The sequence below is a fragment of the Lysinibacillus sp. NPDC097195 genome, from assembly GCF_044762075.1.
Taxonomy (GTDB): Bacteria; Bacillota; Bacilli; order Bacillales_A; family Planococcaceae; genus Lysinibacillus.
Genome location: NZ_JBIWDP010000001.1, coordinates 950331 through 975554 on the forward strand (window position 1 = coordinate 950331; position 25224 = coordinate 975554).

Consider the following 25224-nt stretch of genomic DNA (forward strand, 5'->3'; position numbering starts at 1 on the left):
AAAGGCCTGATTTAGTATAAAAAAGGCCTTTCTAAGATGTCCGTTAACATTTATGCTAAATTTCTTTGAATACCATTTTCAATTGCTTTGGCTAAACCTTTAGGGTTTTCCCAGGCCATGGAATGTCCTGCATTTTTTACGATTTCTATATTGATACCATGTGCATCGAGTACTTGCGTATCAGAATCCGGTAGCGAATTTTCTCCAAAGATAAATGTTTTAGGGCAATCGAGTAAGTATAGTATCTCTCTCCATGATGGAACTTCACCTTTTGCCGCTGATTTAGATAGGAGATAGGCTGCCCTAGGAGACCATAAAGCTAATGATGCTGCCCACATTTGATTTCCACTTGAATGACTCTCTTGTACCAACTTGTTAAAACCGTTTTGTAGAAATTCTTGCATATTATAATCTGCTATGTACTTGCTAGTTGAACCATTACTACTTTTGTCTAAATTGGCTTCGCTTAATATAACTTTCTTTATGCGTTCAGGACATATAGCAGCTAAAGAAAGCGCTATAGCTCCACCTAGACTATGCCCAAATAAAATAAAAGATTCTAATCCTATCGAGGTAACAAATTCTACAAGATATTCTGCATGATCTTTGACTGTATAATTGAAGTCATCTGGTTTGTCACTGTACCCACAACCTAAAAGATCCACTAAAACACAACGATGTTTTTGTAATGCTGCTTGCGTTGCAACCTGTGGATAATCAAACGATCCAGCACATCCGAGTCCGTGGATAAATAGAATGGGAATTTCTTTTCCGGGGAAATCATTATAGCGAATAATACAATTCGCTTTTTTAACAAAATACTCTTTCATTAAAAACATCCTTTCTTTTGAAGAAAACACAAATAAATTGTAGCATAAGAAGAATTTATAAATTTATTAAATATCTAAATGTATTAAATGATAGGATATGTAGTAGAAAAGGAACTGAACAACATGTGTAATTTATCCATAAGAAAAGATGGTATTTATAATCTAATACCGTCACTTATCTAACTTGTCAGAAATCTTTCTTAAAATCTTGTTGCGTTCCTTCTGTAAGTTAATAAATGTAATCATAAACCAAATTACTAATACAAAAGGAACCATGGTAATTAGCAATGGGATCCAATCTATTATTCCAAAACCGGTTTCCATGGTCATTATTGAATCATTCATTAAGGTATTACCTCCTTTTAGGATTATTATACCATAATAGTAATAATTAATGTGATTCCTTACCGAATAGTTTTTGGTGAAAGATTAGTATATAAAAGTGAAACAATAAAAAATGTGTAGAAATGACAGTTAATAATTGGAGCGAGTGGTCTAAATAAATACAAGAATGTATCAAACTTTGGTGACAATGTTGGAAAAATGAAAAGTGGCTAACCGATGATATGTCTAATGCAAAGTAGAAGGGAAATGTGCAGGAAAAAGCTGATTAGAAATACTAATCAGCTCTTAGTTTTTATTTTTTTACCTGTTTCAATACCCACAGCGAAAATTGCTGAGACCATACAAATAAAATATAAAATTTGTTGGAATCTGTCTGCTGTCCAATATCCCGAAAAATTCATAAAGACAAGGAATATAAATAAAATGGCAGAAACAATTAGTGAATAAAAGCGGAAATTATGAGACATTTTACTACCTCCATTTTATGTTAATTAAAATATATTTTTAGGTTAACATAAATTAGGTGGGGAAGGAATATTATTACTGAATATTTTGAGACTATTATACGAAATTAGAGAGATTATCAATTCGCTCTACAATTCTATGTAATAAAATTACTTGTTACTTTCAAGCTCTTCGATACGTTTTTCTAATTTTTTAATTTTCTTTTCATTAATACCTGAAATCACGAAAGCCGCCATTGCTATAGAAATAGTAAATATTGCAGAAGAATCCAATGTAATACCTCCAAGTATTTTCTAATAAAATTATAACACGAAAAAGCTGCAGCGTTTGCAGACGCTACAGCTTCTATTGGTCTATGCCCTTTGAATAATGGCTTAGTCATAAAAGTATTGTCTCAACGGGGGCATAACTATAATAAAAAAGAGTTATCACCAGCCGCTTTAGACTCCATTATTGTAAAATGGAATGGATACACTACCAAAAGCAGCAGGCGTTTTAGGTAATTCTATTGTGTAAGAAAATACTAGACGTTCGAAAAATATTAAACACATTACCCATTATTAAAGATGTTAATAGAGGATCAAAAGCTAGTGAGTTGTTTTCCTATGCATCAATTGTTTCGATATAAAATTCAGTTACATGTGTTTTTTCAGTATTTGTTTTAGCTTTACAAAAAAGTATTATCGGGGTTTCTTCATTATCAAACCAAAGGTATCTTATTTCCGCACAAAAACCACTATTATCATTGTATTCGTATACATCTATGTCCATTACTTCATCACTAGGAGGTAAAGTAAGAGTACCTTGCATTGGAATAACTTCTTTTAGTAATTCCTCAGTTTCATCGTTAATTTTATTTTCCACTTTAAGTTTATCGTAACGAAGGTTTACTAAATCAACGAGGGTTTCTCTAGTTAATTGCACAATTTTTTGTTCTAACGTCATTGAAAACCAACTCCTGAACTATGAAATATTTAACTAATTCCATGTTATCACTTTTGCTCTATATCTACTATAGTAGCCAGACTTACAACATTAAGTGGGGCAAAAATAATAATGTAAACTGGGAGGTAGGACTGTTCGGTAGGGTTTTCCTTTTGCTATTTATATAAACAATATAAGGTGAAGTTAGATTAAATACTGACCTACGCTTGTCAGATTAGTTGTGAACGCTACATGCTTTGCCAGCATATTTTTTAAGTGAATAGTTACCTTAATTTAATATAGAGTGAAAAATTTACTGTAATTTCCATATGCTTATTGTATGATAAATGAAAGAAGTAATTTAAGGAGGAGTGGAAAGTGATGATGAGAATTTTACCAATTTTATTTGGAGTCATAGCAATATCTCTTTCAGCGTATGGACTTATTACACGAGATTACCATCTGAATTTCCTAATGATATTCTTCCTAGGTTTATCCATGTTAATCATAGGTATTAGAGAGTTTCAAAGTAAGAGAAAAGCCTATGGTTTGTTTCTAATAGGTGTATTTTTATTTTCAACATACTCCTCAATTCAAAGTTTCATATGGATGGAATGAGGAGTGATTTTCATGTTCAAGGACTCTACAGACGAATCTTTAATTTATTCTTTTATGGGAGGACAAAGTTCTTTCGTTACAGAGCAGTTCTCCTCTAATGCTGATTTACCGGTAACTCCTTTGGAGAGTAAAGTTGAAAAGGAGTATTCCAATTTGATAAATTTTCAATTATTATTGAATTGGGAGGTGGTTAGGATGTATAGTAATTCATCAAATATGTTTAAACAAACTACAAATCTTATTAACGCGTTGAAGAAATTAAAACAAAATTTAAATTATGTTAAAACATATGTTAATACAGATAAAACGCTAGCCCTTTATTTTTTAAATAATGCATATAGCGATTTCAATTTATTTAAAACTATCTTTCAATCTGTAACTCCTGGCGATCAAAAAATTGAAGAATTTTTAAAAGAGTTCGGAGAAATATTTGAGGGTGGAAATAAGTATTTACTATCTATAGTTAATGAAAGTGGAGAAGATACTTTCCATAAAGAGTTGATGCTTACAATAAATAAAATAGAAACATATTTATTACACGAGTTAGAATTGTACAGATAAATACTTATTCATAAAGACATTCCTAAAATATTAGGAATGTCTTTTTATTTCTGATTTTTTCTAAAACCATTTTTGATGTGGAAATCTGTATCATCTTATGCAAACTTAGGATTCATATCGCTTTTGGGTATTTATGCTAAAATATACTTTAACTAACTGGGCAGTTTAGTTGAATAAGAATACACAAAGAGAATATATGAATAGTAAGTTTAGGAGGTTAATTTAGAGTGGAGAGGGATACATATAGAACAAGTCAATTATTTAAAATTTTAGGTGTATCAAGGGATGCTTTGAGGTATTACGAGAAACAAGGAATTGTTAAACCAAAGCATGAACAATCAAATAATTATCGGCAATACAATGACTATGATATTTATACATTATTGGTTGCAGATTTTTATATAAAGAGAAACTTATCTATGAAAGAAGTTAGGCAAGTACAAGAAGGAAGTTCCATAGAAGAACTGGGAAATTTATTAGAAGTAAAAGCCGAACAATTAGAAGAAACAATAAGAAATAAAAAAATCATGCTTGAAAAAATAAAAGAAACAAAAGCATTCTGTGAGGAATTAAAAGTACACTTAAACCAATTTTCCTTAAAAAAATTTCCAACCTTTAAAGTAATCGACGAGTTTTCTGACTTTTTTTCCTTTTTGGAGTATCCATCCATATTAGAAAATATGGATATGAGGAAGGATGATATTCTTAGCAAAATAATGAGAAAATTTAATTTTGATGAAAACGGGTTTATAGATTCTACGATGTATATTGTGGCAAAGCAAGAAACAATAAATAAGGAAAAAAGCGAAAGTTTTTTACAATATTCTAAGTGCATCTATACAATTGTTGAGGATGGGAGGTATCAAAATGGAGATAGTGATATTAAATATAAAGTTTTTGAATCAACTTTAAAATGGGGAAGCGAACAAGGACTTAAACCAAAAGGGGTTGCTTTTGTAACTACTCGTCTCGTTACATATCTTGATAACAAAGAAAGAGTCTTTTTAGAAATTTATATCCCTGTTGAATAAGAGTAAAATCCTTTTTATAGATTTTGACCTGGGGGTAACACCATAGTTTATCCTTATAACCAATGGAACAAGTACAACCTGTTCTGTTGGTTTTTATTTATAAGGAGGGCGTTTGCATTTGAGTGTATGGTTAAAAAAGTATGTTTTATGGACCTATGGCATGTTCCTTATTTTTCTACTTTTCATAGGGCTGACAATGTTTTTACTAAAGTCTCAAGGAGTTGTAGATATATTAATCGTACTATCATCATGGACGGCTACATTTGTATTTGTAGCTATGTTTCGTAATATCTATCCTCACAGCAATCTATGGAACTTTATTAAAAGTCAATTTAGGGAAAAAATCAGAATATCGGCGGTATTGAGTGTTATTCTTATACAATCTTTGGTTTTGATAGGTAGTCTTTTAATGATAAATAAATTTTGGGGTTTAGCTATCCATGAACAATTAAGTGCTTCATGGGGTTCATTACTTATCTTATTTTGTTACAATTTAATCTTGGGACCACTCGGGGAAGAATTAGGGTGGAGAGGGTTTGTATTAAATGAATTGCAAAAAAGATTTAATCCATTAAAATCAGCCATAATCGTTGGGGTGATTTGGGGTTTCTGGCATACACCGTTATGGCTTATGTCAGGATACTCAGGAATTCACTTAGTACAATATATCTTTAGTTTCTTGGGTGCAATTGTTGCTATATCAATTATCATAACCGCATTTTACAACTTAAATAATAACCTTATTATTCCAATTGTGACCCACCATTTTTTTAACTATTTTATGGGCATACAAGTTGGCAACGTACTTAATATCCTTACAGTTACCTCTGTATTATATTTATTTGTGGCTGTAATTTTAGTATTAGTTAACTATAAAAAATGCTTATACAAGTAATAAAGCATTCGTTTTGTGCTTAAGATGGTTTATGTGTCTCGAATTTTACATATTTACAAGCCATTCATTCTGAGTGGCTTTTTGTTTTGTCGTTCTTCTCTTATACGCTGTAAAGAACGAGAAAAACTACCTATAGAACAGTTTAGGCTATTCTAGCAGAAAACAATATAGGGCAAGGAAGAAAACATGAATTAAAATCGATTTAATTTATAAACCGTTTTAGCTTTAGCTATTCAATGGTTCGCAGATAGTGAAGCTGGTCATTTTTATACAAACTACTAGAAAATTTTTAGATTTAACTCAGTAAATTTATTATGCATCTTATCAGTAGCAGCAACGCGCATCTGTGTGACTGGTAGCCTCACAGATTGCGCCAGATACGCTTGATAAGGCTAATCATTAATTGATAGCAAGTGACAGAGTTGTCTGTTCGGAAAGGGTATCTCGGTACTGAGTTGACGATTGAATGGTAAATTGGGGATTTAAAGCAAAATCCGGCAGGAAAATCTGCCGGATATATAATTAATTGAGGTTATTTCCAAAACCATAATTTGCTTTAGGGCCTGATGCTCCTTGGAGGTACTCTGCTTCCACATTTTGAACTTGTTGTCTTACTTGGTTTGCATCAGTCTCAATTCCTAATTCTACGTCGTTCTTGGAATTCATATAATTTTGATTTGAAAAACGACCAGAAGCTTGATTTTTATTAGCTTCAGCTTGCTGGATTTTTAGCCTAATTTGGTCAGCAGTTTGGTTCTTGTTTCGATTTTTTGACATGGTTCTCACCTCCTCAAGTTAGTCTGTTCAGAAGAGGTTTTATTATCACTAGGAATTATTATGTAATCCTCAGGAAGTTACTGATCTCTAACAAAAACCTTATTATTCTAACTAAGTGTTTTATCGTTTAAGGTATTTCAAGAATAATATAAAACTATAACGCCAGGGCGTTATGGCCATAGAAAAAATGTGTGTGAGTAGTGACACAAATATCCTTTTCGTATTGCTAAATTTTAATCAATAAAAAAAGATCACTTCAATTAAGAAAGTGACCAAAAAAATAACTAAACTCTATCAAGGTACCAATAGGAAGTGCCTAAATAAAGGAGTAGTTGAGTATATTAAGCAATTTATATTACATTTTATTCTATGCATAAAAGGAGGGAGGTGTGACGGTCAACCAACGCCACAACCTAATAAGTGCGTGCGATACACTCAATAATAATTTGTGTTGATTAAGGGTATATATACATCAGTCAATGTTAATTAGTAAATTTAGATAACTTTTCAACTTCTTCAGGAGTAATTTTTTTAGCCTTATATGCAATGACAGCCTTATTTGAAATCACTTTATATTTTCCTGCAGATTCGCCAGGCGGTATACGAAAAGTAATGTTAATTAGTTTAAATGGTTGATCGTGTGCACCTTCAAAAGCAATCACCTTTAAACTAACGTCATAATAGTCATTTTGTCTATTTCTTTCAATCTTTTCAATTCTTCCAAATTCAAATAATTGATTATCACCGAATGCAGACATCGTTTCAAGAATTGGTTGACCTAATTCACGTAAAAAAGCTAATTCTATCACACTCGGGGGTTGATTTTGAGGGAAATATTCTATATCTGAGTTAGCAAAAGCAGAATTTACGAGGAGAAGATTCATTAAAAGTAATGAGATGATAATTATTTTTCGCATCGAAACAATTCCTTTAAGTATTTTTCTTGTTATTTGCGAAATCAAAAATTTTATGCGTTGTTAAATATTTAGCTTACTGAATAAATAATTTACGGCTATAACGAAAAAAGAGCGTATCAAAAATAACAGACCAACCAAGAGAAATTCCTGAAAAATATGTCTATAACGATTGAAGAAAGACATTTAGCGGAAGAGATGAAAAAGTAAATAACTAACTTATAAGGTATAGCAGGGTTTGTAGCCTGTTTTGTCGAACTAGTTTCCTAGTGATACTAATGAGGTGAATTAATATGGATTTTTTAATAGATAATGAATGCTTTTATAAAGCAATTTCAGATGTTAATAAAGCAGTTTCTTTAAAAACACCTTTTTCTATATTGTCGGGTATTAAAATTATTGCTTATTATGATTCCTTAGTTCTTGTTGGAGGTAATTCTGATCTTGTTATTGAAAAGGTTATTCCTTTAGCGGTGGATGGAGTAAAAGTATTAGAAGTAATTAAAACCGGAAGTGTTGTTATTCCTGCTATTCATTTAAGTGAAATTATTAAAAAACTACCGGCTAAAGTACATTTAAGAGTAAATGAAAAAGAACTAGTTATTATTCAATCCGAAGAAATAATAACTGAAATATTCGGTTTTAATTCGGATCAGTATCCAATGCTTCCTCAAATTGATGAAACTGACTACATTAAAATATCCAGCTCTGAATTAATTGAAATTATTAAACAAACTACGTTTGCAGTCTCGAAGAGTGAGTCTCAACCTGCTTTGACAGGAGTAAAAATGTTATTTAAAGATAGTCATCTATCAATTGCTGCAACAGACTCCCATCGCTTAGCACTAAGAGAAATCATAGTAGAATCAAATATAAAGGGGTCTTTTATTGTTCCAAGTTCAAGTCTTAATGAGCTTACCAAATTAATAAATAATAATTACAGCGAAATACGTATATACGTAAACGAAAGTTTTATGGTATTTAAAACAAGTACGTTTACTTTGTTCGCAAGGTTAATTGAAGGGAATTATCCTAACATAACAGGATTATTACCAAAAAATTCGAAGACAACAATTACTCTTGATACTGCTCAATTATTAAGGGGTATTGATAGAGCTTGTCTTTTTGCAAGTGAATGGAAAAATAATAACGTACAATTAGCAATCATAGATGGTAAGAAACTTAAAATTTCTTCTAATTCATCAAAGATAGGAAAAATAGAAGAGACACAAAAAATCAAAGAGATAAAGGGTGAAACTGATTTAACTATCTCGCTAGATGGAAGTTATTTAATAAATGCCTTAAAGGTAATCAAAGAAGAAGAAATAAGATTAAGTTTTGGTGGTTCAATGAGACCAGTTTTAATTGAACCTATTAATAATCCTTCTTATATTCATCTTATATCTCCAGTACGTTCATATTAAAAATAGCTTATTATTGCACGCACGGTATGTTAGAAAAGACAAATATTTTAATATTATGAAACAATCGGGCGCGATTTTGTAATAGGGATTAGGGCTCATTTTCTTAAAGGGCCATTTAATTGATACAATACAAGAATTAAATGGTACGTGGAACATTGTATTCAATAGGGGAGGTATTATTATGGAAATTTTCTGGGTAAACGGACAATATCAAGAAGATGAACGGATTTTTGATTCTCAGTTTGAAGTTTATGAATGGACGGACTCATTATATCAAGATTTCTCAAATGGCTTTTTGAGAAAAGAAAATATCGGATATGCAACTCCTGATGCAAAGGTAATCGATTGTTTAACGGAACTAATACCACAATGGGCGGGCTACACAAATGTTAATGTTACATTGCATAGAGATAAGGTTGAGTTGGACGGTAAAGATATGTATAGAATTTGGATTACTTATAATAGATAAAGTTATTCTACAATCGGCGCGATTCTGTAACAAGGGTCAGCGCTCGTTTACTTTAGAGGGCCAGATTGTTAGAGAACAATTTTTTAAGATATGCTTTCAAACGACGCTTTGAAAACGATTTGAAAGGATTGTTTATTGGACATAGAGAAAAAAATTAAATACAACTACGAGCTTTAATTGGGAATTTTGAGGTCGATTTAATTTAATGGGGTGATTTTTTTGAAACCAGATGATTTAATTTTTTTAATTGGTATTGCTGTGATTATTTTAATAGCTGTCGTTATCCTATTAATCATTTTACGAAAAAGAAAAAAGATTGCACGGATTATTGTTAGTCTAATTGTCAGTAGTTATATTGTTTTTTTCGCAATCTATCCTACTATACGTTCAAATATTCATGCAAAACTTTATGATGAATTAGAGCAATATTTACAAAATACATATCCAACTGAAGAGTTTTATATTGAATCAAGAAATTACGAAGATGTCATTCAATTAGGTGACTTTGATGTAAGTAATAAGTCTACACCAAATAGAGGAGTTACTTACCGTGTGAAAAAAGATGGAGAAATAATTCAACTTGAAGGCTCTTGGCAAAAATAATGATGCTTTAAAAAAATAGTATTTTATATTTTCTATACATCCCATATTTAATTAACGTTCCAAGATGCAAGTTAGGACGTATACCAAGAAGTCACGAATGCTGTTAAATCAACGTTTGTGACTTTTCTTGTGAACATTTTTATTCTGCTTTTTATGCAAAGAGCAGTTTGATTGATTAAGTTTTCATTATTCATTTTTAAATTTATCTTAATATCATGGAACTAGTTAGTTGATTAACAATTTTAAAGCAAAGTGGATATTATAAAGTTTTTAACTTAAACTATTAGATAGGTTGATGTAGGGTATTATTATAAAAAATACCAATATTTTGAATTGGTGGAACTTGTTAGTTTAAATTATAAGACAAAAATAAAATAGGAGGTAGGATAATGGATAAAAGTGGAGTGTTTAAAGATTTTAATTTTAAATTAATAGTAATTGAAGCATTATTAGATAAAGCACCACTATTTTTAGAGGAATTAACTGACTTAAAAAATAAGTATATAAATAATTATGAATGGTATTCCGGAAATGGTCCGATTGTTGAAATCCGCAATTTTTTAGAAGAGTTAACTTTGGAAGCAAGTGATCTGGAAAAGGTTAATTACCTTTGCTTTGATGGAGGTAATGAAATCTATCATATCCTAAAGCCTGATTGGGATGGTGAGGATGATTTATTTGATGTAATATCGGTTGAAGGTTTTCAGAATCTAAAAAATTTAATAACAGTAGATTATATTTCAATGTGTTATCCAAAAGTGTTAGGGCCCTTGAAACAAGCTGGAATTGAAATTAATTATTAATGAAGTATATTACATGGCACTAACGGCTTACGTAAGTTCACCAAGTTAAACGTAGCAATCATATATCACTATTTTAATATTCAACAATCGGGCGCGATTCTGTAAAAAGGATCAGCACTCATTTACTTTAAAGGGCCAGATTGTGGAATACGGAGTCTAGTCAGATTTATATGGATTCACAACGATAAGCAAAGAAATATCCCCAAACAGCGCTTTAGGAATGTTCGGCTATATAATGTTAGTGAAACAATTTATAACTTATTTAAGAAATGAGGGGCTTAAATTGCGAAGACTATTTTCTATAGTATTAGTTGCGGCAATAATATTAGCAGCTTGTAATTCAACAGAATTGAGTATTACCGAAATTCATAGTGTCCCTACTAAAGTACAAGAAAGGATTAATACCGATTACACATCGCAACTAATTCATGATATTAAAAAGGGAGACGCCTATATCATTTTTCAATCTACAGGTATAGTTACAGCCCAGCTTGAAGTAAGAGAGAACATATTAACCATAATATTAGATAGCGCAAGTCAAGAAAATAATGCGTTAAAACAGTACGTATTTAAAATTAATCGTGGCAATGCAGAATATGACACAATTAATTTCCTAGTAAATGGAAAAGAGATACCTTTTGATAACGGCACAGGTTTTTAAGAATATTAATTAATGAATTTCTAATATAATTTTATACAAAAAATGTTCCCAAATGAAAGTTTTGTAGAGAGGCGAATTTATATTTTCGGAAGTAGGGAAGAAAAATGATTGAATTAAGAAAAATTACCCACAATAATTTTGAGGCAGTGTTGAAGTTAAGCATAACAGACGAGCAGAAAGGAAATGTGGATTCTAGTATATACTGTTTGGCTAAAGCCTATGTAAAGATACTCAACGACGAAAAACCTCCTATGATTTTCGCTATATACAACAATGATGAGATCATAGGATATGTCGATATAGGATTTTTCGAACTGGCAGAAAGTGCATTTTTATATGAAAAATATGGAGATAAATCTACTTATGGACTTAATCGCTTTATGATTGATAAAAAGCATCAGAGCAAAGGATTTGGCAAACAAGCAATGATGAAAGTTATTGATTACATAAAGTCGTTTCCACAAGGAAAAGCCAATGCAGTTGCTACATCATATTGGATGGTAAACGAAGTCGCTCGGAAGTTGTTTGCGTCTGTCGGTTTCGTTGAAACAGGAGCGATATGGGACGGACAAACAGGGGATAATTGGAATGCAGAAAGAAAAGATATAGAGTATGCAGAAGTAGGTGCCAGACTCGGATTAGAAAGCTAACCAGTCTGGAATTAACGGTAGTTAATTTACTTACAGAGGGCTTAAAACAAATAGCCAATGAGTTAAACCTTACAGCAGCTAGCGTAATTCATACAATTCTATACAAATTAACGTTTCCAAATGAAAGTTTGGACGTACACCAAGAAGTCACGAATGTTGTTAAATCAACGTTTGCGATTTTTTTATGACCATTATTTATTCAGCTGTTTATGCAGAGAGCAGTTTGACTGGCTTAGAAAAAATGGTTTATAATTGTTTTAATGGTAATTAAAGGGGTCGTTTGTTTTGAAGGAATCTAAGAAAAAGGAATTATTAGACTGGGTTAAGTCTACAGTAATAACATGTGTTATTGTTATCGCTACGATGACATTTATTGTTTCCCCAACTAGAGTAGGTGGTGCTTCAATGATGCCAACATATCAAGATGGAGACTTTGTTCTAGTTAATAAAATTGGTAAGAAAATTTCTGGTATTGAAAGGTTTGACGTTATCTTATTCATAACCCCTAATGATGAGCTTTATATTAAACGTGTCATAGGATTACCCGGAGACCATGTTGCTTATAAGAAGGACACCCTTTATGTAAACAATGAAGCTTTTGAAGAACCATATTTAGATTTGCATAAAAAACAACTACTAGACACTAGTTCACTAACAAAAGATTTCACTTTACAGTCTTTAACAGATCATTCAACGATACCAGAAGGCTACTTATTTGTTTTAGGTGATAACAGAAGAAATAGTATTGATAGTAGATATTCTAGTGTGGGATTAGTACCATTGGAAAAAGTATTAGGGAAAGCCAACGTTAGATTTTATCCATTTGACAGTGTTGGTATTGTTAAATAATTCGTTCATCAGAGAGCCTATAATTCCAATAACGATTTATAATTTAAAAAATATTAAATAAGCTACAAAAGCCATTCATTCTGAGTGGCTTTTTATTATAGCACTTAGGGGATAATTTCTGTAAAAAATCTTCGATAAAGAATCACTTCACTTCTACTTTAAAACACTGATAGATGAAAAATTTGACACCTCAATATTAAGGAGTCAAATTTAAAGGATAGTATCGTGGCAGTAGTACATTTGGTATGTCTGTAAATGGTGTACGTTCTGGTCTAGAAAATGAAGTTATAGCAAGTGCGTATGTAGCTGTAATAAGTAGTTTTAATAACTTTTCTTCTTATAAGACTGAAATAGATAATAGTAGCTCAATAGCTGTGAAATTTGATGAGTACTTTACTCTTTTCGAGTCAAATGTAGACTATGACTATGATTACCATTGGACACCTGGATTGAGTTATATTGAGAGTTTAAACATTAGGGCCTGATAGTTACGTACTTAATATAAATTATGCAACTCATTCTGTGATTAGTAAGCTTAACGATTAATATCTATCATAATAATTGCTAAAATCGAATATTAATAGTTTACTAAAAATATGATGATAATTAGGGGGAGGGAAATGAAAAAGTTAGTTTTATTTAATTTAATATTTTGTTTACTAGTTATTTTTGTTAGCTATCAATATTTTAACCTACAGTCTCGAAAAGCTGTTGCCTATTTTTATGCTGAAAACTATATAGAAACGAACTATGGAGTAAAAAAGGAAAACTTAGATTCTGTAGAAATTAACTATAGAATAGGAATGGGTTTGTTTGATATGGTTGTAGTAGATAAAAAATCAGATAAACATTATTACTTTGAAGTTGATTTATCTAATAATGATTTTTCATTATATTATATAAGTGACAATACAGATATCCATAATGAAAACAAATAAATTAATACTTGAAGCGTTATTTTAATTAAACTTTATAAATATTTAAAAAGCCATTCATCCTGAGTGGCTTTTTGTTTTGTCTTTCTTCTCGCAGACGCTATAAAGTACGGGAAAAACTACTATGGAACAGTTTAGGGATAAATACTATTGGGCAAGGAGGACATCATGAAGATCAATCCATTAAACCTATCTAACTTTACATATTTAAATGTTTGCTGATGGTGGGGAAGGAAATCTTCAGGGAAGCATCCACCACAAGGAGATGCTGGAAACGGAAAAGGGACTACTTTGACACTTGAAACGGTTTAAGCATTTCTAAGAGCCAATGATGAGAGGAAGAAATGGTTGCATTCATTTGCTGATATGCGTGTAACGGAAGCGATAAAAACGTATGAAACGAAAACTCCTCCATAGATGCTAGAAGAGGAAATTACAAATCGTTATCCACCGGAATCGGAGAAGACGAAACAGTTACGTGAGTTAAAGGCACAATTTGAGCAGAGCAAGAAAAGGCGTTTATGGAGCTTTCAACGTAGATAGCCAATGGTTTGAAAGGAGGAAAACAAAATGTTTAATGAGCATAGTGAACTACTAGCTATCTGGTATACCTATGTGCTAGCAAGACCTGAAAAGCGTAATCAAATACCAAAATCATCGAATCTATGTCAAGTGGTTATAGCAAACTAGAACAAGAATTTGATAGTAAAATTTATGGATTTCAGTCAAAAGAATAAAGTGAAATAATAATATTGTAAATATAATAGGTTTAACTGTTATGTTGTTTCTATCTTAAATAATTTAAAGATAGTTATTGGAGGGGATGGTTGGATGAGTAAAGACTTTATTATTTTTGGTGCAAGTCAAGGGCTTGGCGACGCCTTTGTAAAAGGTCTACCCTTAGCGGGAGATACAGTATGGATGGTGTCAAGAACAAGACCAGAAAGTTTGGATATTAATGATGGTGTAAATCGCAATTGGCTCTCCATAGATTTATCAAATCAACAACAAATCTCTTCTTTAAAGGAAACCTTAAAAGGCATTGCAATAGATGTATTAATATATAATGTTGGCGTATGGGAAAAGCATGGTTTCGAGGATGACTATACATTTGATAAGGATGAAATAGAAGATATTTCGAACTTAATCAATATAAATCTAACTTCTACTATTACGTATATTCAAGCGCTTCTCCCAAACTTAAGACAAGCTAAAAATGGAAAAGTCATTTTAATTGGTTCAACGGCAGGCTTAGAACATACAAACAGTTCACAGGTTTCATTTGTTGCATCTAAATTCGGCTTACGGGGCATTACAAATGCTCTACGTGAACATTTGAGGGGAGACAAAATTCCTGTCACTTGTATTAATCCAGGGGAACTAGCAGCAGAAGTCCCTTATGAAGAAGGTGCAGAAAAGGCAATTGATCTCTATGAAGGTACACGTATACCTGTACAAGATATTGTATCTATTGTGCAATGTGTGATTAATTTATCACCAGTTTCATGTGTTAAGGAAATTATTATCCCTTCAATAACAGACTTAAATGCTTGATCGTTTCAAAACAAGTAAAATTACAATAGATTTTAAGCCTTCTACAATCATTTGTGGAGGGCTTTTATTATGCAAAAAGGAAGATGTGCAATGAAAACTGACACATTATATACATCACTTGTAGGCGGCTCCATGGCAGGAGTCGCTTATTTTGTTGGTGGGATTGACCATTTAATCAAAGCACTCACTATCTTTATGGCGATTGATTATGCTACCTGTATGAAAAGTTAGGCTATAAAAAAACAGGTGAAACAAAGAAAATAAACGACAATATAACAATAGTGTTTTATGAAAAATCCTATTCTATTTAAAAATTCATAGTTAATTAGTGACTCATAGAGTTTACATAATAACTTCTAAAAATCAATGTTTCGTGTAACGGGTTCTGTTTTGAAGTACAAAAAGCAAAATCGCTGGTTAAAAAGACAATTAATTAGCATAAAAAAGGTACTGCAATGGCAGTACCTTTTTTGTACAACTTGTTTTGATATTTCGTGCATCAAAATTTAACTAAAGCCACCAGTTAGTTGAATAAGGAGAAAATAATTAATGTTATGCCCTTCCCCTGACTTTTATTTGGTCTGAGTTAATAGCGGAAGTATCTCTTTAATAAAAGAACCGTTTTTAAACTCTTTAATTCTTATGCCAACCCCATTGTCAGACTCATAACCTCTTATATGGTATTTAATTCTTATTGGTGTGTTTTTTTGCAATACAATAGCTGAGAAATCCCACGGAAATAACTTTAATGTTTTTCTAATATCCATAGTTGTAGCTGAACTATGTAATATTGATATTTTATTTTCCTGTTCTTTATACACGACGGCATTATCCAAGATTTTAAAACGATAGTTATTAATAAATAAAGCGGCTACATCTTCTTCAGAATATAGTTCTAAAAAAACAAGTTTATTTCCTTTATCTTTACAAAATTTATTGAGAATCATAGCCTCATCTTTAATATTTTCGATATAGATGTATGATGAATCATATCTTATGTCCAAATAAAACACTCACTTTTTCTGTTATTTAACAAAAATATTACCATAATCTAAAATAATTAACCTGCTCCGTTAGTTGAAAATAGTACCTTTCCATTAAAATCCTTACGTTAACTAATTCGAGCGAAAAAAAGATTATGTATACACATCGTTACTGTTTTGTCCCAATTTTCAGGTGTAAAACAAACCCCAGCCAACCCCACTTCGTTACACAAAATAAGTCACGAAAGTCACGAAAAAGTCACATTTCTCCCGAAAACATGTGATTTTCGGCGAAAACAAGTTTTTGTACATTCGTAAGAAACCTTGCTATAATGGGCTTTGTGATTACATATGAAAGAGGGTAAAAGCATGAACGCTTACGACGAATATATGAAACAGGTAGTGAAACCGATGCGTGAAGAATTGGTGGAGGCTGGATTTAGTGAATTGACAACGGCGGATGCTGTCAATGAATTTATGGCACAAGCAAAAGGGACATCGTTAGTGGTCATTAATTCAGTTTGTGGTTGTGCGGCGGGGCTTGCTCGTCCGGCGGCTCGTGAAGCGGTAGCTGTGGTGAAGCCAGATAATTTGGTAACGGTATTTGCGGGACAGGATCCTGAAGCAACTGCTGCGATGCGCGGTTTTTTTGAGGATGTGCCACCAAGTTCACCATCAATGGCCATTTTAAAAGATGGCGAATTGGCGTATTTTATTCCACGCGAACAAATTGAAGGTTTCCCAGTGGAGCAAATTACCGCGCATTTAACGGGTGTTTTAGAGCAGACATGCGAGAAGTAAAAACGATTGTGACTACAGCGGGCAGACCAGACGACTTGTCGATGGCGCTCGCTGATTCTGTTTGCGTGACATTAGGTGTTCCATTTGTGCCTCGGAAAAAACGTTCAATTCGAAAAATTTCTGAGGAAAAACAGGCAAACGTTATTGTTGCGGGGAAAAATCGCTATGAATATTATGCACTTGGCGCCGATGAGCCTTTTTTCTTTCATCCAAATTCAGCGGCATTTCGCTTGAAGCGTGTAGCACGCGGTGAAGCAGAGCCATTTTTGCAAGCGGTACAACTAGAAAAAAATGATACACTATTAGATTGTACGCTAGGCTTAGGCGCAGACGCGATGCTAGCAGCTTTTATTGTAGGAGAATTGGGCCGCGTAGTAGGGTTGGAGGCTGATCCTAATGTGGCATTTATTGTGGCCCACGGTATGGACAACTATGATACTTCTGAACTTCCGTTAACGGCATGCATGCGTCAAATTGAAGTAGTCCAAACAGAAGCCGTTCACTATTTAAAGCGACTGCCAGACAATGTATTTGATGTCGTTTATATGGATCCGATGTTTGAGGAAATAATTGAGGAATCGAATAATTTCCAGGCACTTCGTTCAGCGGGGGCACATGTCACTTTAACAGATGAATGGGTAACAGAAGCAAAACGGGTTGCCAAAAAGCGCGTCGTGTTAAAGGCCCACTACCGATCAACGTGTTTTGAGAAATATCAATTTTCAAGATTAACGCGCTTAACTTCGAAATTCCATTATGGTGTGATTGAGAAGTCTTAAATAACAAACTTCAAGAGCAGACATGTTTATATGTCTGTTCTTTTTTGTGATTTGTGTTAACTTTTTATATAAAAATAGTTTACACAAAGGTTTTTTAGCGCTATTATAATTTCACATGCAACAAAGCCGGTTTTGTGCATCAAAATTTATTAAGTGAGGTTTTTTTATGACTACAAAAGAAATGGTTTATGCGGCACTTTTTGCGGCATTAATTGCAGTATTAGGGCTGATTCCACCAATTTCTGTTGGTTTTATTCCTGTACCGATTACCGCTCAAACATTAGGTGTGATGTTAGCAGGGGGATTTTTAGGAAAGAAAACAGGGACTATTAGTCTCGTGTTATTTATTGTTTTAGTTGCTTTAGGATTACCGTTATTATCTGGTGGCCGTGGAGGATTTTCTGTATTAGTTGGACCATCAGCTGGTTATATATTTAGTTGGCCAATAGCAGCATTCTTAATTGGTTTAGCAACAGAGAAAGTATGGTCAGGTTTAAAGGTTTGGAAATTACTAGTTATTAATTTTTTATTCGGTGTTATCCTTGTTAGTTTAATAGGGGCACCAGTAATGGCATTAATTACACAAACATCGATTTGGGCAGGTTTAGTGGGCGCATTAGTGTATTTACCAGGAGATTGTATCAAGGCGATCATTGCGGCGATCATTGTGCTTCAATTAAAAATGGTGAGCCCAATTGAACAAAAGTTTAATAAAGAAATAGAATAAGAGTGTTTTCAAAAGGTGAGTGAGGATATGAACATCATCGAGCCCATTATAGAACATGCAGTTCGTCAGCCAAATGAAATTGCGCTAGTGCATGAGGAACGCGTACTTACATACCATCAATTAATTGAGGCAATGAAAAAAATTGCAAAAGGTATTCAATTGAAAGGACTTGAAGACGAAAAAATTGCGATTTTATCCAATAATCGCATTGAATTTGTGGAAGTTTTTTTAGGGATTATTTATGCAGGCTGTGTACCTATATTATTTGATCCTAAATGGAGTCAATATGAGATTGACAAAGTATTAAAATTAGCGCAACCGAAGATGATTTTCTTTGAGGACATGCATGAAGAATACTTGCAAAAGTATCCCTTCGAGCAGATTGAAAAGTATGTTTTTTCCAAAAGGCATGATGCTTCTTACGATAAATGGTTATCAACTTTAATTACTGAAGATTCTGGTAACAAAGCGAAAGACCCGATATTTATAGGCTTTACTTCAGGGACAACTGGTACGCCAAAAGGATACGAACGAACACATGATTCTTGGCTAAAAAGCTTTATTGCGACCAAAGAAGCATTTCATCTAAAGAATTTAAATAATGTCCTAGCGCCAGGTCCTTTCGTGCAGTCACTATCCCTCTTTGCGCTTATGCAAAGCTTATATTTTGGTGGGACGTATTATATGATGACCACTTTCGATGAAGAAAAAGTAGTCAAGTATTGTCGCCAAGTACCGAATTTAATTTTATTTCTAGTGCCGACAATGATTGAAAAGTTGCTTAATCTAGAAGGGGTGGAGGATATATATGCCCAAGCCATCATTTCTTCTGGAGCTAAATGGTCTGAACAATCGAAAGCACGAGCCAAAAAGCTCTTTGGGGCAACGAAATTATATGAATTTTATGGCTCTTCCGAAGCTAGCTATATTAGTTATTTAGATGTTCAACAAACCATACAAGAACATATAGTTGGACAACCTTTTCCGGGAGTAGCTATTTCCATTCGAGATGCACAGCAATGTGAAGTGTCAAAGGGAGAAATCGGTTTACTATATGTACGTAGCGAGATGATGTTTAGTCGTTATTTTCAATTGCCTGAAGAAACAAATGCTGTATTTCACGAAGGCTGGTTAAAAACGGGCGATTATATGATGCAGGATGATACAGGCGCATTACATTTAGTGGGGCGTGCCAATAATATGCTGATAACAGGTGGCTTAAATGTTTATCCTGAGGAAGTGGAAACAGTACTTAAACGACATGTTGCTGTTGATGACATGATAATTGTAGGTGTACCAGATGATTACTGGGGGGAGAGACTTGTTGCTTGTATAAAATGGCATGATAGCCGGTCGCTGTCCATAGAAGAACTTCAGCATTTTGGCGCACAATTTTTAGCTAGTTTTAAGTTGCCTAAACAATTAGTGACGGTACAAAATTTCATTTATACAAGTAGCGGAAAGATAGCTCGTAAGGCAATGAAAGATTGGGTAATGGAGGCATTAACGTGAGAGAAGCAGTGATTGTCATGGCAAAACGCACACCAATTGGCAGGATGGGTGGTCAACTTGCAACACTAGAACCGGAGCATCTAGTTGCACCATTAATACAACATATTATTAAAGAAACAGCGTTGCCAAGTGATTGTATCGATGATGTTATTGTAGGAAATGTTGTTGGTCCAGGTGGTAATTTGGCAAGACTAGCAGCTTTAGAGGCAGAATTGCCACTATCAATTCCAGGTGTAACAATTGATCGTCAATGTGGCTCTGGATTAGAAGCGATTAATATGGCAGCAAGATTTGTGCAAAGTGGAGCGGGAGACGTTTATTTAGCCGGTGGTGTAGAAAGTACAAGTCGAGCACCTTGGAAAATGACCAAGCCACACTCATTAATGGCTATGCCCGAATTTTATGCTCGTGCTCCGTTCACGCCTCAACGGTACGGCGATCCAGACATGGGAATTGCGGCTGAAAATGTCGCGAAGGCCTATTCGGTTTCACGTGAAGCACAAGATTGTTATGCCTATAAAAGTCACCAAAAAGCAATTTACGCAATGAAAACCAATCGTTTTACCGATGAAATAGTTCCGCTACAAGTAAATAATAAATGGGTGACTACAGATGAATGTCCAAGAGAAAATACTAGTATGGAAAAGCTGCAATCGCTAAATTCTGTATTTTTAGAAGATGGTACTGTTACGGCAGGGAATGCTTGTCCGATTAATGATGGAGCTGCGCTTGTTTTAGTCATGTCATTAGATAAATGTCGTGCTTTAAATTTACAGCCCATTTTACGAATTGTTGATACACAAGCTGTAGGAGTAGATCCTAATTACTTGGGAATTGGACCAGTACCGGCTGTAGAAAAATTATTATCTAAACAGCAACTAACCATTCAAGATATTGATATTGTGGAATTTAATGAAGCGTTTGCATCCCAAGTGTTAGCTTCACTTCAAGCCCTGCAAATTCCTGAGGACAAAGTCAATCGGGCAGGTGGCGCGATTGCCATTGGTCATCCGTACGGCGCATCAGGTGCTATTTTAATGACGCGCTTATTTTATGAAATGAAACATCAACCATATAAAAGAGGCCTTGCTACTTTAGGGATTGGTGGGGGTATGGGGCTTGCAACACTTGTGGAGGCGGTCCAATGATTGCTACTAAGAAAATCATTGTAACGACTGAGTGGATTCAGAACTATGCAAAAAGTATAGAAGCCCCATTGCAATACGTACAAAATAAACTAATTGCCCCTGTGACCATGCCAATTATCTTTTGGCAACAATTTGAAGGCTTCATGCTAAATAATCAAACACCGCTTTTTCATGGTTCCCAACAATTTACGTATCATTCGCCAATTTTTGAAGGTATGGTATTAGATTGTGAATTAGAGTTAAGTCATACAGTTCATAAGCAAGGAAAAGCTGGCATGATGACTTTGTTTACTTATACATTAAACTGCTTACAACAAGGTATAGAAATTGTACAACTAGAAACTGTATTGATTCAAGTAGGTGCTGTTACATGAAAAAAACCATTACAGCAGAACAAGTCTTAAACTATGCACATGTATCACAAGATCATGCAGCGATTCACGTCAGTACGGAGGCAGCAAAGCAAGCGGGCTTTGAAAGACCAATTGTTCATGGCATGTATTTAATGGGGCTTGCTCAATCATTGTATATAAAAGAAAATCCATTGAAATGGATTTTCCGCTATTCTATGCGATTTCAACAGCCACTCCTAATAGATGAAGAAGTGACTTTTCGATTTGTTGAAAAGCATAATACGATAGAAGTAATGATCTTGTCGAATAACGACAAAATCGCATTAGGATACTTTGAAGTAAAGGAGTTGGAAATATGAAAAAGGTCGTGTTGATTTCGGGTGCAACTAGAGGGATTGGTCGCAGTATAGCTATTCATCTTGCGAACAATCACTACAGTGTCGTTGTAAATGGCACGAACCAATTGTTAATAGATGAGGTTGTTCAACAAATCCAATCAGAAGGTCATGAGGCAATTGGTTATTGTGCTGATATTTCGGATATGGATGCGGTGTCAGCAATGATGGAAGTAATTATAGAAGCATTTGGTCAAATGGATGTTTTTATTCATAATGCTGGCATTCTTCGAGACGAAAAATGTACAAAAATGACGACCGAGCAATGGCAAGATGTCATTAATGTTCATTTACACGGTGCCTTTTACAGTATTTCGCACGTACTTCCACATTTACTTAAACAAGGTGGCGATATTTTACTCATGACTTCAACAGCAGGGCTATTGGGCTCTAAAGGCCAACTTAATTATAGTGCTGCAAAAGCAGCTTTACTTGGAATGACATGGACTTTAGCGGAGGAGTTGAAGCCATTTAATATCCGCGTAAATGCCATTTCGCCTGCCGCATTAACAGATATGACAAAGCCTGTTATAGATTTTATAACAAAAAAATATGAGGAGCGAAACGAATCGTTTCCAGATTTTTGGAAAGTGGGGCAACCAGAAGATGTTGCCTATTTTATCGGTACATTACTTGCACAGCAAGATCCAACTATGACAGGTGAAATCTTTGGTGTAAATGGCACAACGGTTACGAAATGGGTTAAACCTCAAAAAAGCTTTTCTGCAAGTAGTCCCGAGCAATTTTTTGCTATGTATAAACAGCAAAAAGGAAGTGACTAAATGCTAGTATTTGAGGATGTTTATTTTTATCATCAAAAGGATGCCCCGATTTTAAAAGATATTCACTTTACAATTCAATCAGGTGAATTTGTGTCCATTGTTGGCAAAAATGGCTGTGGTAAATCCACGCTTGCTAAATTAATGAATGGTCTATTATTACCAAAAAAAGGGGATGTCCGTTTTCATCATTTAAAGACTGCTAATAGTGCAGATTTAATTGAAATACGACAGCAAATAGGCTTTATTTTTCAAAATCCTGAAGATCAATTTATTACAACAACCGTTCGAGATGAAATCATTTTTGGTCTTGAAAATATACGTGTACCGAAGGAAGAAATGGAGCAGCGAGTTCAATGGGCGAGCAAAGCAGTGGGCATGGAATTTTATTTGGATAGTATGCCACATGAATTATCGGGTGGTCAGAAACAACGTGTAGCGATTGCGGCCATATTAGCAATGCGCCCACAATGCATTATTTTTGATGAGGCCACATCAATGTTAGATCCATTAGGGAGAGATCAAGTGTTAACACTTATGCATAGTCTTTCTCAGCAAGGGCTGACGATTATCCATATTACGCATCATATGGAAGAAGTATTGCACAGCGATCGTGTACTATTACTGGATAACGGTCAAATTTGCTTTGATGGACAGCCAATAGACCTTTTTAAATCGGTTTCTCTAAAAGATTATGCCTTATTGGAACCAGTAGCTGTTAGAATTCATCGATTGGCGAATGAAGCATGGTCATTTACAGCGGATTGGGAAGGAGCGCTTCGTCAACTATGGGATACCAGCTTAAAAACGTGACAGTAAAGTACAATGAAAAAATTGCATTAAATAATATTTCGTGTGCGATAGAAGATGGTAAATGGATTGCGGTCATTGGAAAAACAGGAGCCGGAAAGTCTACGTTTGTTCAACTACTAAAAGGATTAGTAGATTTCCAAGGGGAATATAGGCTACATAATAAGCCCGTGAAAGTGAGTGAGAAAGGGAAATCACCAGCCTTGCAGGACATTGGCTATGTCTTTCAGTATCCAGAGCATCAGTTTTTTGAAACGACTGTCTATAAAGAGCTTGCGTTTGGTTTAAAACTACTTGGGCAATCAGAAAAAGCCATAAAAGCTAGTATATTCGCTATGCTTGCAAAAGTAGGTTTAGACGAAACGATTTTAACACTTGCCCCTTTTCAACTAAGTGGCGGTCAAAAGCGGCGTGTTGCTATTGCATCCATATTATTAATGCAACCAAAGCTGTTAATTTTGGATGAACCTACAGCTGGGCTTGATCCTATCAGTAAATTATCGATACTCCATTTTCTAAAGGAATGGCATTTGGAAACGAAATGTACAGTATTGTTTGTTACCCATCAAATGGAAGATGTTGCTGAGTACGCAGATGAAGTGATCGTGATGCAAGGTGGGGAACTACAAGGACATTTAAATACCAACCAATTGTTTTTACAGCAGTCCCATATATTATCAACAGCGGGCCTAAAAACACCTGACCATTTGCGACTATTAAACATTGTGGAGCAATTAATAGGAGAGAAAATAGCGGTAGCAAACTGTAAGGAGCAAACGATTTTCACTGCGGTGAAGCCGTATCTACAGTTTGGGAGGGAGTTGGATGCGTAGTTCGATTATTATTGGACAATATGTCGACAAGCAGTCTGTTTTTCATCAATTAGATCCGCGCATAAAAATTATCAGTATTTTTATGCTAATGATAAGTTTTTTATTGTTGGATACTGTAACGAGCTATGTGGTCGCTACTATTTTTGTATTCACACTTATCGTTGTTTCGAAAGTTTCTGCTATTCACATTTTCAAAGGGCTACGGCCTTTGTTTTTTATTTTATCTTTTACATTTTTCTATCATTTGTTTTTAACAAAAGGGCATATTATTTGGTCAATGGGCTTCATAACTATAACTGTTGAAGGGCTTGAAGCGGGGATACGTTTTGTTTGGCGTATTTTATTACTTGTCTTGCTAGCTTCGCTTTTAACGCTTACTACGAAGCCACTTATTTTAGCAAAAGGTTTAGAAAACTTGCTAAAACCTTTGGCAAAGTTCCACGTGCCAATAGAACAGTTTTCATTAATGATTGTAATAGCAATTCGCTTTATTCCAACCGTTTTAGAAGAGTTGCAACGTATTATATTAGCTCAAAAATCAAGGGGATTTGACATGCAATCATTACCATTTATAAAGCGTGTATTTGCGTATATACCAATAATTATACCGTTACTATTTACTACTATTAAAAGAGCAGACCATTTAAGTGACGCGATAGATGCCAGAGGCTATGGTAATGGCAAAAATCGCACGAGTTATATGGAATTACAATATCGGCAAAAAGATTGGATGGCTATGTGTGGAACAATTTTGTTTATATTATTATTAATTTTTATTAAATGGAGTGGCTTTTAA

32 protein-coding genes are annotated in these 25224 nt (G+C 33.9%); 25 read left to right on the forward strand and 7 right to left on the reverse strand.

The genetic code is table 11. The features are described from left to right. Window positions 1–50: 50 nt before the first annotated feature. The 4 genes from ACIQXI_RS04890 to ACIQXI_RS04905 all read right to left on the reverse strand — a co-directional run bounded on the left by ACIQXI_RS04890 (window position 51) and on the right by ACIQXI_RS04905 (window position 2585). A complete protein-coding gene (locus ACIQXI_RS04890) occupies window positions 51–830 on the reverse strand; it encodes an alpha/beta fold hydrolase (protein ID WP_402922159.1) in 780 nt (259 codons plus the stop codon). A gap of 171 nt (window positions 831–1001) precedes the next feature. Continuing rightward, entirely contained in the window at window positions 1002–1175 is a 174-nt protein-coding gene (locus ACIQXI_RS04895) for a hypothetical protein (protein ID WP_402922161.1), read from the reverse strand. A gap of 614 nt (window positions 1176–1789) precedes the next feature. After that, window positions 1790–1912: a hypothetical protein gene (locus ACIQXI_RS04900; RefSeq protein WP_402922163.1), complete on the reverse strand. Its 123-nt coding sequence runs from the start codon at window positions 1910–1912 to the stop codon at window positions 1790–1792. Between the two features lie 331 nt (window positions 1913–2243). Beyond that, entirely contained in the window at window positions 2244–2585 is a 342-nt protein-coding gene (locus ACIQXI_RS04905; RefSeq protein WP_402922165.1) for a DUF7668 domain-containing protein, read from the reverse strand. Between the two features lie 453 nt (window positions 2586–3038). Here ACIQXI_RS04905 and ACIQXI_RS04910 point away from each other — a divergent pair, with 453 nt between their 5' ends. From ACIQXI_RS04910 to ACIQXI_RS04925, 4 genes are all read left to right on the forward strand, one after another. Continuing rightward, entirely contained in the window at window positions 3039–3182 is a 144-nt protein-coding gene (locus ACIQXI_RS04910; protein ID WP_402925662.1) for a DUF3953 domain-containing protein, read from the forward strand. Window positions 3183–3194: 12 nt separating this feature from the next. After that, complete coding sequence (locus ACIQXI_RS04915; RefSeq protein WP_402922166.1) at window positions 3195–3743, forward strand: hypothetical protein; 549 nt, start codon at window positions 3195–3197, stop codon at window positions 3741–3743. 227 nt (window positions 3744–3970) lie between these two features. Next, on the forward strand, window positions 3971–4774 hold the full coding sequence (locus ACIQXI_RS04920) for a MerR family transcriptional regulator (RefSeq protein WP_402922168.1): 804 nt from the start codon (window positions 3971–3973) through the stop codon (window positions 4772–4774). 118 nt (window positions 4775–4892) lie between these two features. Then, window positions 4893–5669, forward strand: coding sequence for a CPBP family intramembrane glutamic endopeptidase (locus ACIQXI_RS04925; RefSeq protein WP_402922170.1), 777 nt, complete (start codon window positions 4893–4895; stop codon window positions 5667–5669). A 522-nt stretch (window positions 5670–6191) separates the two neighbouring features. On the opposite strand, the gene ACIQXI_RS04930 is transcribed toward ACIQXI_RS04925, so the two are convergent. After that, window positions 6192–6446 (reverse strand): hypothetical protein, encoded by a 255-nt coding sequence (locus ACIQXI_RS04930; RefSeq protein ID WP_402922172.1) that lies wholly within the window; start codon window positions 6444–6446, stop codon window positions 6192–6194. A gap of 482 nt (window positions 6447–6928) precedes the next feature. Beyond that, window positions 6929–7363 (reverse strand): hypothetical protein, encoded by a 435-nt coding sequence (locus tag ACIQXI_RS04935; RefSeq protein WP_402922174.1) that lies wholly within the window; start codon window positions 7361–7363, stop codon window positions 6929–6931. Between the two features lie 290 nt (window positions 7364–7653). Between ACIQXI_RS04935 and dnaN the strand changes: the two genes are divergently transcribed. From dnaN to ACIQXI_RS04985, 10 genes are all read left to right on the forward strand, one after another. Beyond that, window positions 7654–8784, forward strand: a complete 1131-nt coding sequence (dnaN, locus tag ACIQXI_RS04940; protein ID WP_402922176.1) for a DNA polymerase III subunit beta — start codon at window positions 7654–7656, stop codon at window positions 8782–8784. A 181-nt stretch (window positions 8785–8965) separates the two neighbouring features. Further along, window positions 8966–9253 carry a hypothetical protein gene (locus tag ACIQXI_RS04945; RefSeq protein ID WP_402922178.1) on the forward strand — a complete coding sequence of 96 codons (288 nt, stop codon included), beginning with the start codon at window positions 8966–8968 and terminating at the stop codon, window positions 9251–9253. Window positions 9254–9472: 219 nt separating this feature from the next. Then, a complete protein-coding gene (locus tag ACIQXI_RS04950) occupies window positions 9473–9856 on the forward strand; it encodes a hypothetical protein (RefSeq protein ID WP_402922180.1) in 384 nt (127 codons plus the stop codon). Window positions 9857–10245: 389 nt separating this feature from the next. After that, entirely contained in the window at window positions 10246–10659 is a 414-nt protein-coding gene (locus ACIQXI_RS04955; protein WP_402922181.1) for a DUF6892 domain-containing protein, read from the forward strand. Between the two features lie 235 nt (window positions 10660–10894). Next, window positions 10895–11320, forward strand: coding sequence for a peptidylprolyl isomerase (locus ACIQXI_RS04960; protein WP_402922183.1), 426 nt, complete (start codon window positions 10895–10897; stop codon window positions 11318–11320). 104 nt (window positions 11321–11424) lie between these two features. Then, window positions 11425–11970, forward strand: a complete 546-nt coding sequence (locus tag ACIQXI_RS04965) for a GNAT family N-acetyltransferase (protein WP_402922184.1) — start codon at window positions 11425–11427, stop codon at window positions 11968–11970. A 285-nt stretch (window positions 11971–12255) separates the two neighbouring features. Beyond that, window positions 12256–12819, forward strand: a complete 564-nt coding sequence (gene lepB / locus ACIQXI_RS04970) for a signal peptidase I (RefSeq protein ID WP_402922186.1) — start codon at window positions 12256–12258, stop codon at window positions 12817–12819. Between the two features lie 620 nt (window positions 12820–13439). After that, complete coding sequence (locus tag ACIQXI_RS04975; RefSeq protein ID WP_402922187.1) at window positions 13440–13757, forward strand: histidine kinase; 318 nt, start codon at window positions 13440–13442, stop codon at window positions 13755–13757. Window positions 13758–14585: 828 nt separating this feature from the next. Then, entirely contained in the window at window positions 14586–15308 is a 723-nt protein-coding gene (locus ACIQXI_RS04980; RefSeq protein ID WP_402922189.1) for an SDR family NAD(P)-dependent oxidoreductase, read from the forward strand. 69 nt (window positions 15309–15377) lie between these two features. After that, window positions 15378–15539 (forward strand): phage holin family protein, encoded by a 162-nt coding sequence (locus tag ACIQXI_RS04985; RefSeq protein WP_402922191.1) that lies wholly within the window; start codon window positions 15378–15380, stop codon window positions 15537–15539. A 341-nt stretch (window positions 15540–15880) separates the two neighbouring features. On the opposite strand, the gene ACIQXI_RS04990 is transcribed toward ACIQXI_RS04985, so the two are convergent. After that, the gene (locus ACIQXI_RS04990) at window positions 15881–16312 is read right to left on the reverse strand and encodes a hypothetical protein (protein ID WP_402922193.1); all 432 of its coding nucleotides are present in this window, start codon (window positions 16310–16312) and stop codon (window positions 15881–15883) included. A gap of 348 nt (window positions 16313–16660) precedes the next feature. On the opposite strand from ACIQXI_RS04990, the gene ACIQXI_RS04995 reads away from it, so the two are divergent. The 11 genes from ACIQXI_RS04995 (at window position 16661) to ACIQXI_RS05045 (ending at window position 25224) form a co-directional block, all read left to right on the forward strand. Beyond that, window positions 16661–17092, forward strand: a complete 432-nt coding sequence (locus ACIQXI_RS04995; protein ID WP_402922195.1) for a BrxA/BrxB family bacilliredoxin — start codon at window positions 16661–16663, stop codon at window positions 17090–17092. Continuing rightward, window positions 17080–17871, forward strand: coding sequence for a class I SAM-dependent methyltransferase (locus ACIQXI_RS05000; protein ID WP_402922197.1), 792 nt, complete (start codon window positions 17080–17082; stop codon window positions 17869–17871). Before ACIQXI_RS04995 ends, ACIQXI_RS05000 begins: the two co-directional genes overlap by 13 nt. Before the next feature lie 166 nt (window positions 17872–18037). Then, the gene (locus ACIQXI_RS05005; protein ID WP_402922199.1) at window positions 18038–18598 is read left to right on the forward strand and encodes a biotin transporter BioY; all 561 of its coding nucleotides are present in this window, start codon (window positions 18038–18040) and stop codon (window positions 18596–18598) included. Window positions 18599–18625: 27 nt separating this feature from the next. After that, window positions 18626–20110, forward strand: coding sequence for an AMP-binding protein (locus tag ACIQXI_RS05010; protein ID WP_402922201.1), 1485 nt, complete (start codon window positions 18626–18628; stop codon window positions 20108–20110). Further along, window positions 20107–21258, forward strand: a complete 1152-nt coding sequence (locus ACIQXI_RS05015) for a thiolase family protein (RefSeq protein ID WP_402922203.1) — start codon at window positions 20107–20109, stop codon at window positions 21256–21258. Before ACIQXI_RS05010 ends, ACIQXI_RS05015 begins: the two co-directional genes overlap by 4 nt. Next, window positions 21255–21632 carry an FAS1-like dehydratase domain-containing protein gene (locus tag ACIQXI_RS05020; RefSeq protein WP_402922205.1) on the forward strand — a complete coding sequence of 126 codons (378 nt, stop codon included), beginning with the start codon at window positions 21255–21257 and terminating at the stop codon, window positions 21630–21632. The genes ACIQXI_RS05015 and ACIQXI_RS05020 overlap by 4 nt, the downstream gene beginning before the upstream one ends. Beyond that, on the forward strand, window positions 21629–21970 hold the full coding sequence (locus ACIQXI_RS05025) for a MaoC family dehydratase (RefSeq protein ID WP_402922207.1): 342 nt from the start codon (window positions 21629–21631) through the stop codon (window positions 21968–21970). The genes ACIQXI_RS05020 and ACIQXI_RS05025 overlap by 4 nt, the downstream gene beginning before the upstream one ends. Further along, entirely contained in the window at window positions 21967–22788 is an 822-nt protein-coding gene (locus ACIQXI_RS05030; protein WP_402922208.1) for an SDR family NAD(P)-dependent oxidoreductase, read from the forward strand. Before ACIQXI_RS05025 ends, ACIQXI_RS05030 begins: the two co-directional genes overlap by 4 nt. After that, window positions 22789–23598: an energy-coupling factor transporter ATPase gene (locus ACIQXI_RS05035; protein WP_402922210.1), complete on the forward strand. Its 810-nt coding sequence runs from the start codon at window positions 22789–22791 to the stop codon at window positions 23596–23598. Beyond that, window positions 23574–24428: an ATP-binding cassette domain-containing protein gene (locus ACIQXI_RS05040; RefSeq protein ID WP_402922212.1), complete on the forward strand. Its 855-nt coding sequence runs from the start codon at window positions 23574–23576 to the stop codon at window positions 24426–24428. The genes ACIQXI_RS05035 and ACIQXI_RS05040 overlap by 25 nt, the downstream gene beginning before the upstream one ends. Continuing rightward, window positions 24421–25224 (forward strand): energy-coupling factor transporter transmembrane component T family protein, encoded by an 804-nt coding sequence (locus tag ACIQXI_RS05045; protein WP_402922213.1) that lies wholly within the window; start codon window positions 24421–24423, stop codon window positions 25222–25224. The genes ACIQXI_RS05040 and ACIQXI_RS05045 overlap by 8 nt, the downstream gene beginning before the upstream one ends.

Bases quoted from the DNA above. Each gene is read 5' to 3' on its own strand.
- ACIQXI_RS04910 (WP_402925662.1), top strand. From the start codon at position 3,039: ATGATATTCTTCCTAGGTTTATCCATGTTAATCATAGGTATTAGAGAG.
- ACIQXI_RS05020 (WP_402922205.1), top strand. From the start codon at position 21,255: ATGATTGCTACTAAGAAAATCATTGTAACGACTGAGTGGATTCAGAAC.
- ACIQXI_RS05035 (WP_402922210.1), top strand. From the start codon at position 22,789: ATGCTAGTATTTGAGGATGTTTATTTTTATCATCAAAAGGATGCCCCG.
- ACIQXI_RS05025 (WP_402922207.1), top strand. From the start codon at position 21,629: ATGAAAAAAACCATTACAGCAGAACAAGTCTTAAACTATGCACATGTA.
- ACIQXI_RS04960 (WP_402922183.1), top strand. From the start codon at position 10,895: ATGTTAGTGAAACAATTTATAACTTATTTAAGAAATGAGGGGCTTAAA.
- ACIQXI_RS05005 (WP_402922199.1), top strand. From the start codon at position 18,038: ATGACTACAAAAGAAATGGTTTATGCGGCACTTTTTGCGGCATTAATT.
- ACIQXI_RS04980 (WP_402922189.1), top strand. From the start codon at position 14,586: ATGAGTAAAGACTTTATTATTTTTGGTGCAAGTCAAGGGCTTGGCGAC.
- ACIQXI_RS04955 (WP_402922181.1), top strand. From the start codon at position 10,246: ATGGATAAAAGTGGAGTGTTTAAAGATTTTAATTTTAAATTAATAGTA.
- ACIQXI_RS04995 (WP_402922195.1), top strand. From the start codon at position 16,661: ATGAACGCTTACGACGAATATATGAAACAGGTAGTGAAACCGATGCGT.
- ACIQXI_RS05000 (WP_402922197.1), top strand. From the start codon at position 17,080: ATGCGAGAAGTAAAAACGATTGTGACTACAGCGGGCAGACCAGACGAC.
- ACIQXI_RS05040 (WP_402922212.1), top strand. From the start codon at position 23,574: ATGGGATACCAGCTTAAAAACGTGACAGTAAAGTACAATGAAAAAATT.
- ACIQXI_RS04945 (WP_402922178.1), top strand. From the start codon at position 8,966: ATGGAAATTTTCTGGGTAAACGGACAATATCAAGAAGATGAACGGATT.
- ACIQXI_RS05030 (WP_402922208.1), top strand. From the start codon at position 21,967: ATGAAAAAGGTCGTGTTGATTTCGGGTGCAACTAGAGGGATTGGTCGC.
- ACIQXI_RS04935 (WP_402922174.1), bottom strand. From the start codon at position 7,363: ATGCGAAAAATAATTATCATCTCATTACTTTTAATGAATCTTCTCCTC.
- ACIQXI_RS05045 (WP_402922213.1), top strand. From the start codon at position 24,421: ATGCGTAGTTCGATTATTATTGGACAATATGTCGACAAGCAGTCTGTT.
- ACIQXI_RS04905 (WP_402922165.1), bottom strand. From the start codon at position 2,585: ATGACGTTAGAACAAAAAATTGTGCAATTAACTAGAGAAACCCTCGTT.
- dnaN (WP_402922176.1), top strand. From the start codon at position 7,654: ATGGATTTTTTAATAGATAATGAATGCTTTTATAAAGCAATTTCAGAT.
- ACIQXI_RS04930 (WP_402922172.1), bottom strand. From the start codon at position 6,446: ATGTCAAAAAATCGAAACAAGAACCAAACTGCTGACCAAATTAGGCTA.
- ACIQXI_RS04985 (WP_402922191.1), top strand. From the start codon at position 15,378: ATGCAAAAAGGAAGATGTGCAATGAAAACTGACACATTATATACATCA.
- ACIQXI_RS04965 (WP_402922184.1), top strand. From the start codon at position 11,425: ATGATTGAATTAAGAAAAATTACCCACAATAATTTTGAGGCAGTGTTG.
- ACIQXI_RS04975 (WP_402922187.1), top strand. From the start codon at position 13,440: ATGAAAAAGTTAGTTTTATTTAATTTAATATTTTGTTTACTAGTTATT.
- ACIQXI_RS04915 (WP_402922166.1), top strand. From the start codon at position 3,195: ATGTTCAAGGACTCTACAGACGAATCTTTAATTTATTCTTTTATGGGA.
- ACIQXI_RS05010 (WP_402922201.1), top strand. From the start codon at position 18,626: ATGAACATCATCGAGCCCATTATAGAACATGCAGTTCGTCAGCCAAAT.
- ACIQXI_RS04890 (WP_402922159.1), bottom strand. From the start codon at position 830: ATGAAAGAGTATTTTGTTAAAAAAGCGAATTGTATTATTCGCTATAAT.
- ACIQXI_RS04895 (WP_402922161.1), bottom strand. From the start codon at position 1,175: ATGAATGATTCAATAATGACCATGGAAACCGGTTTTGGAATAATAGAT.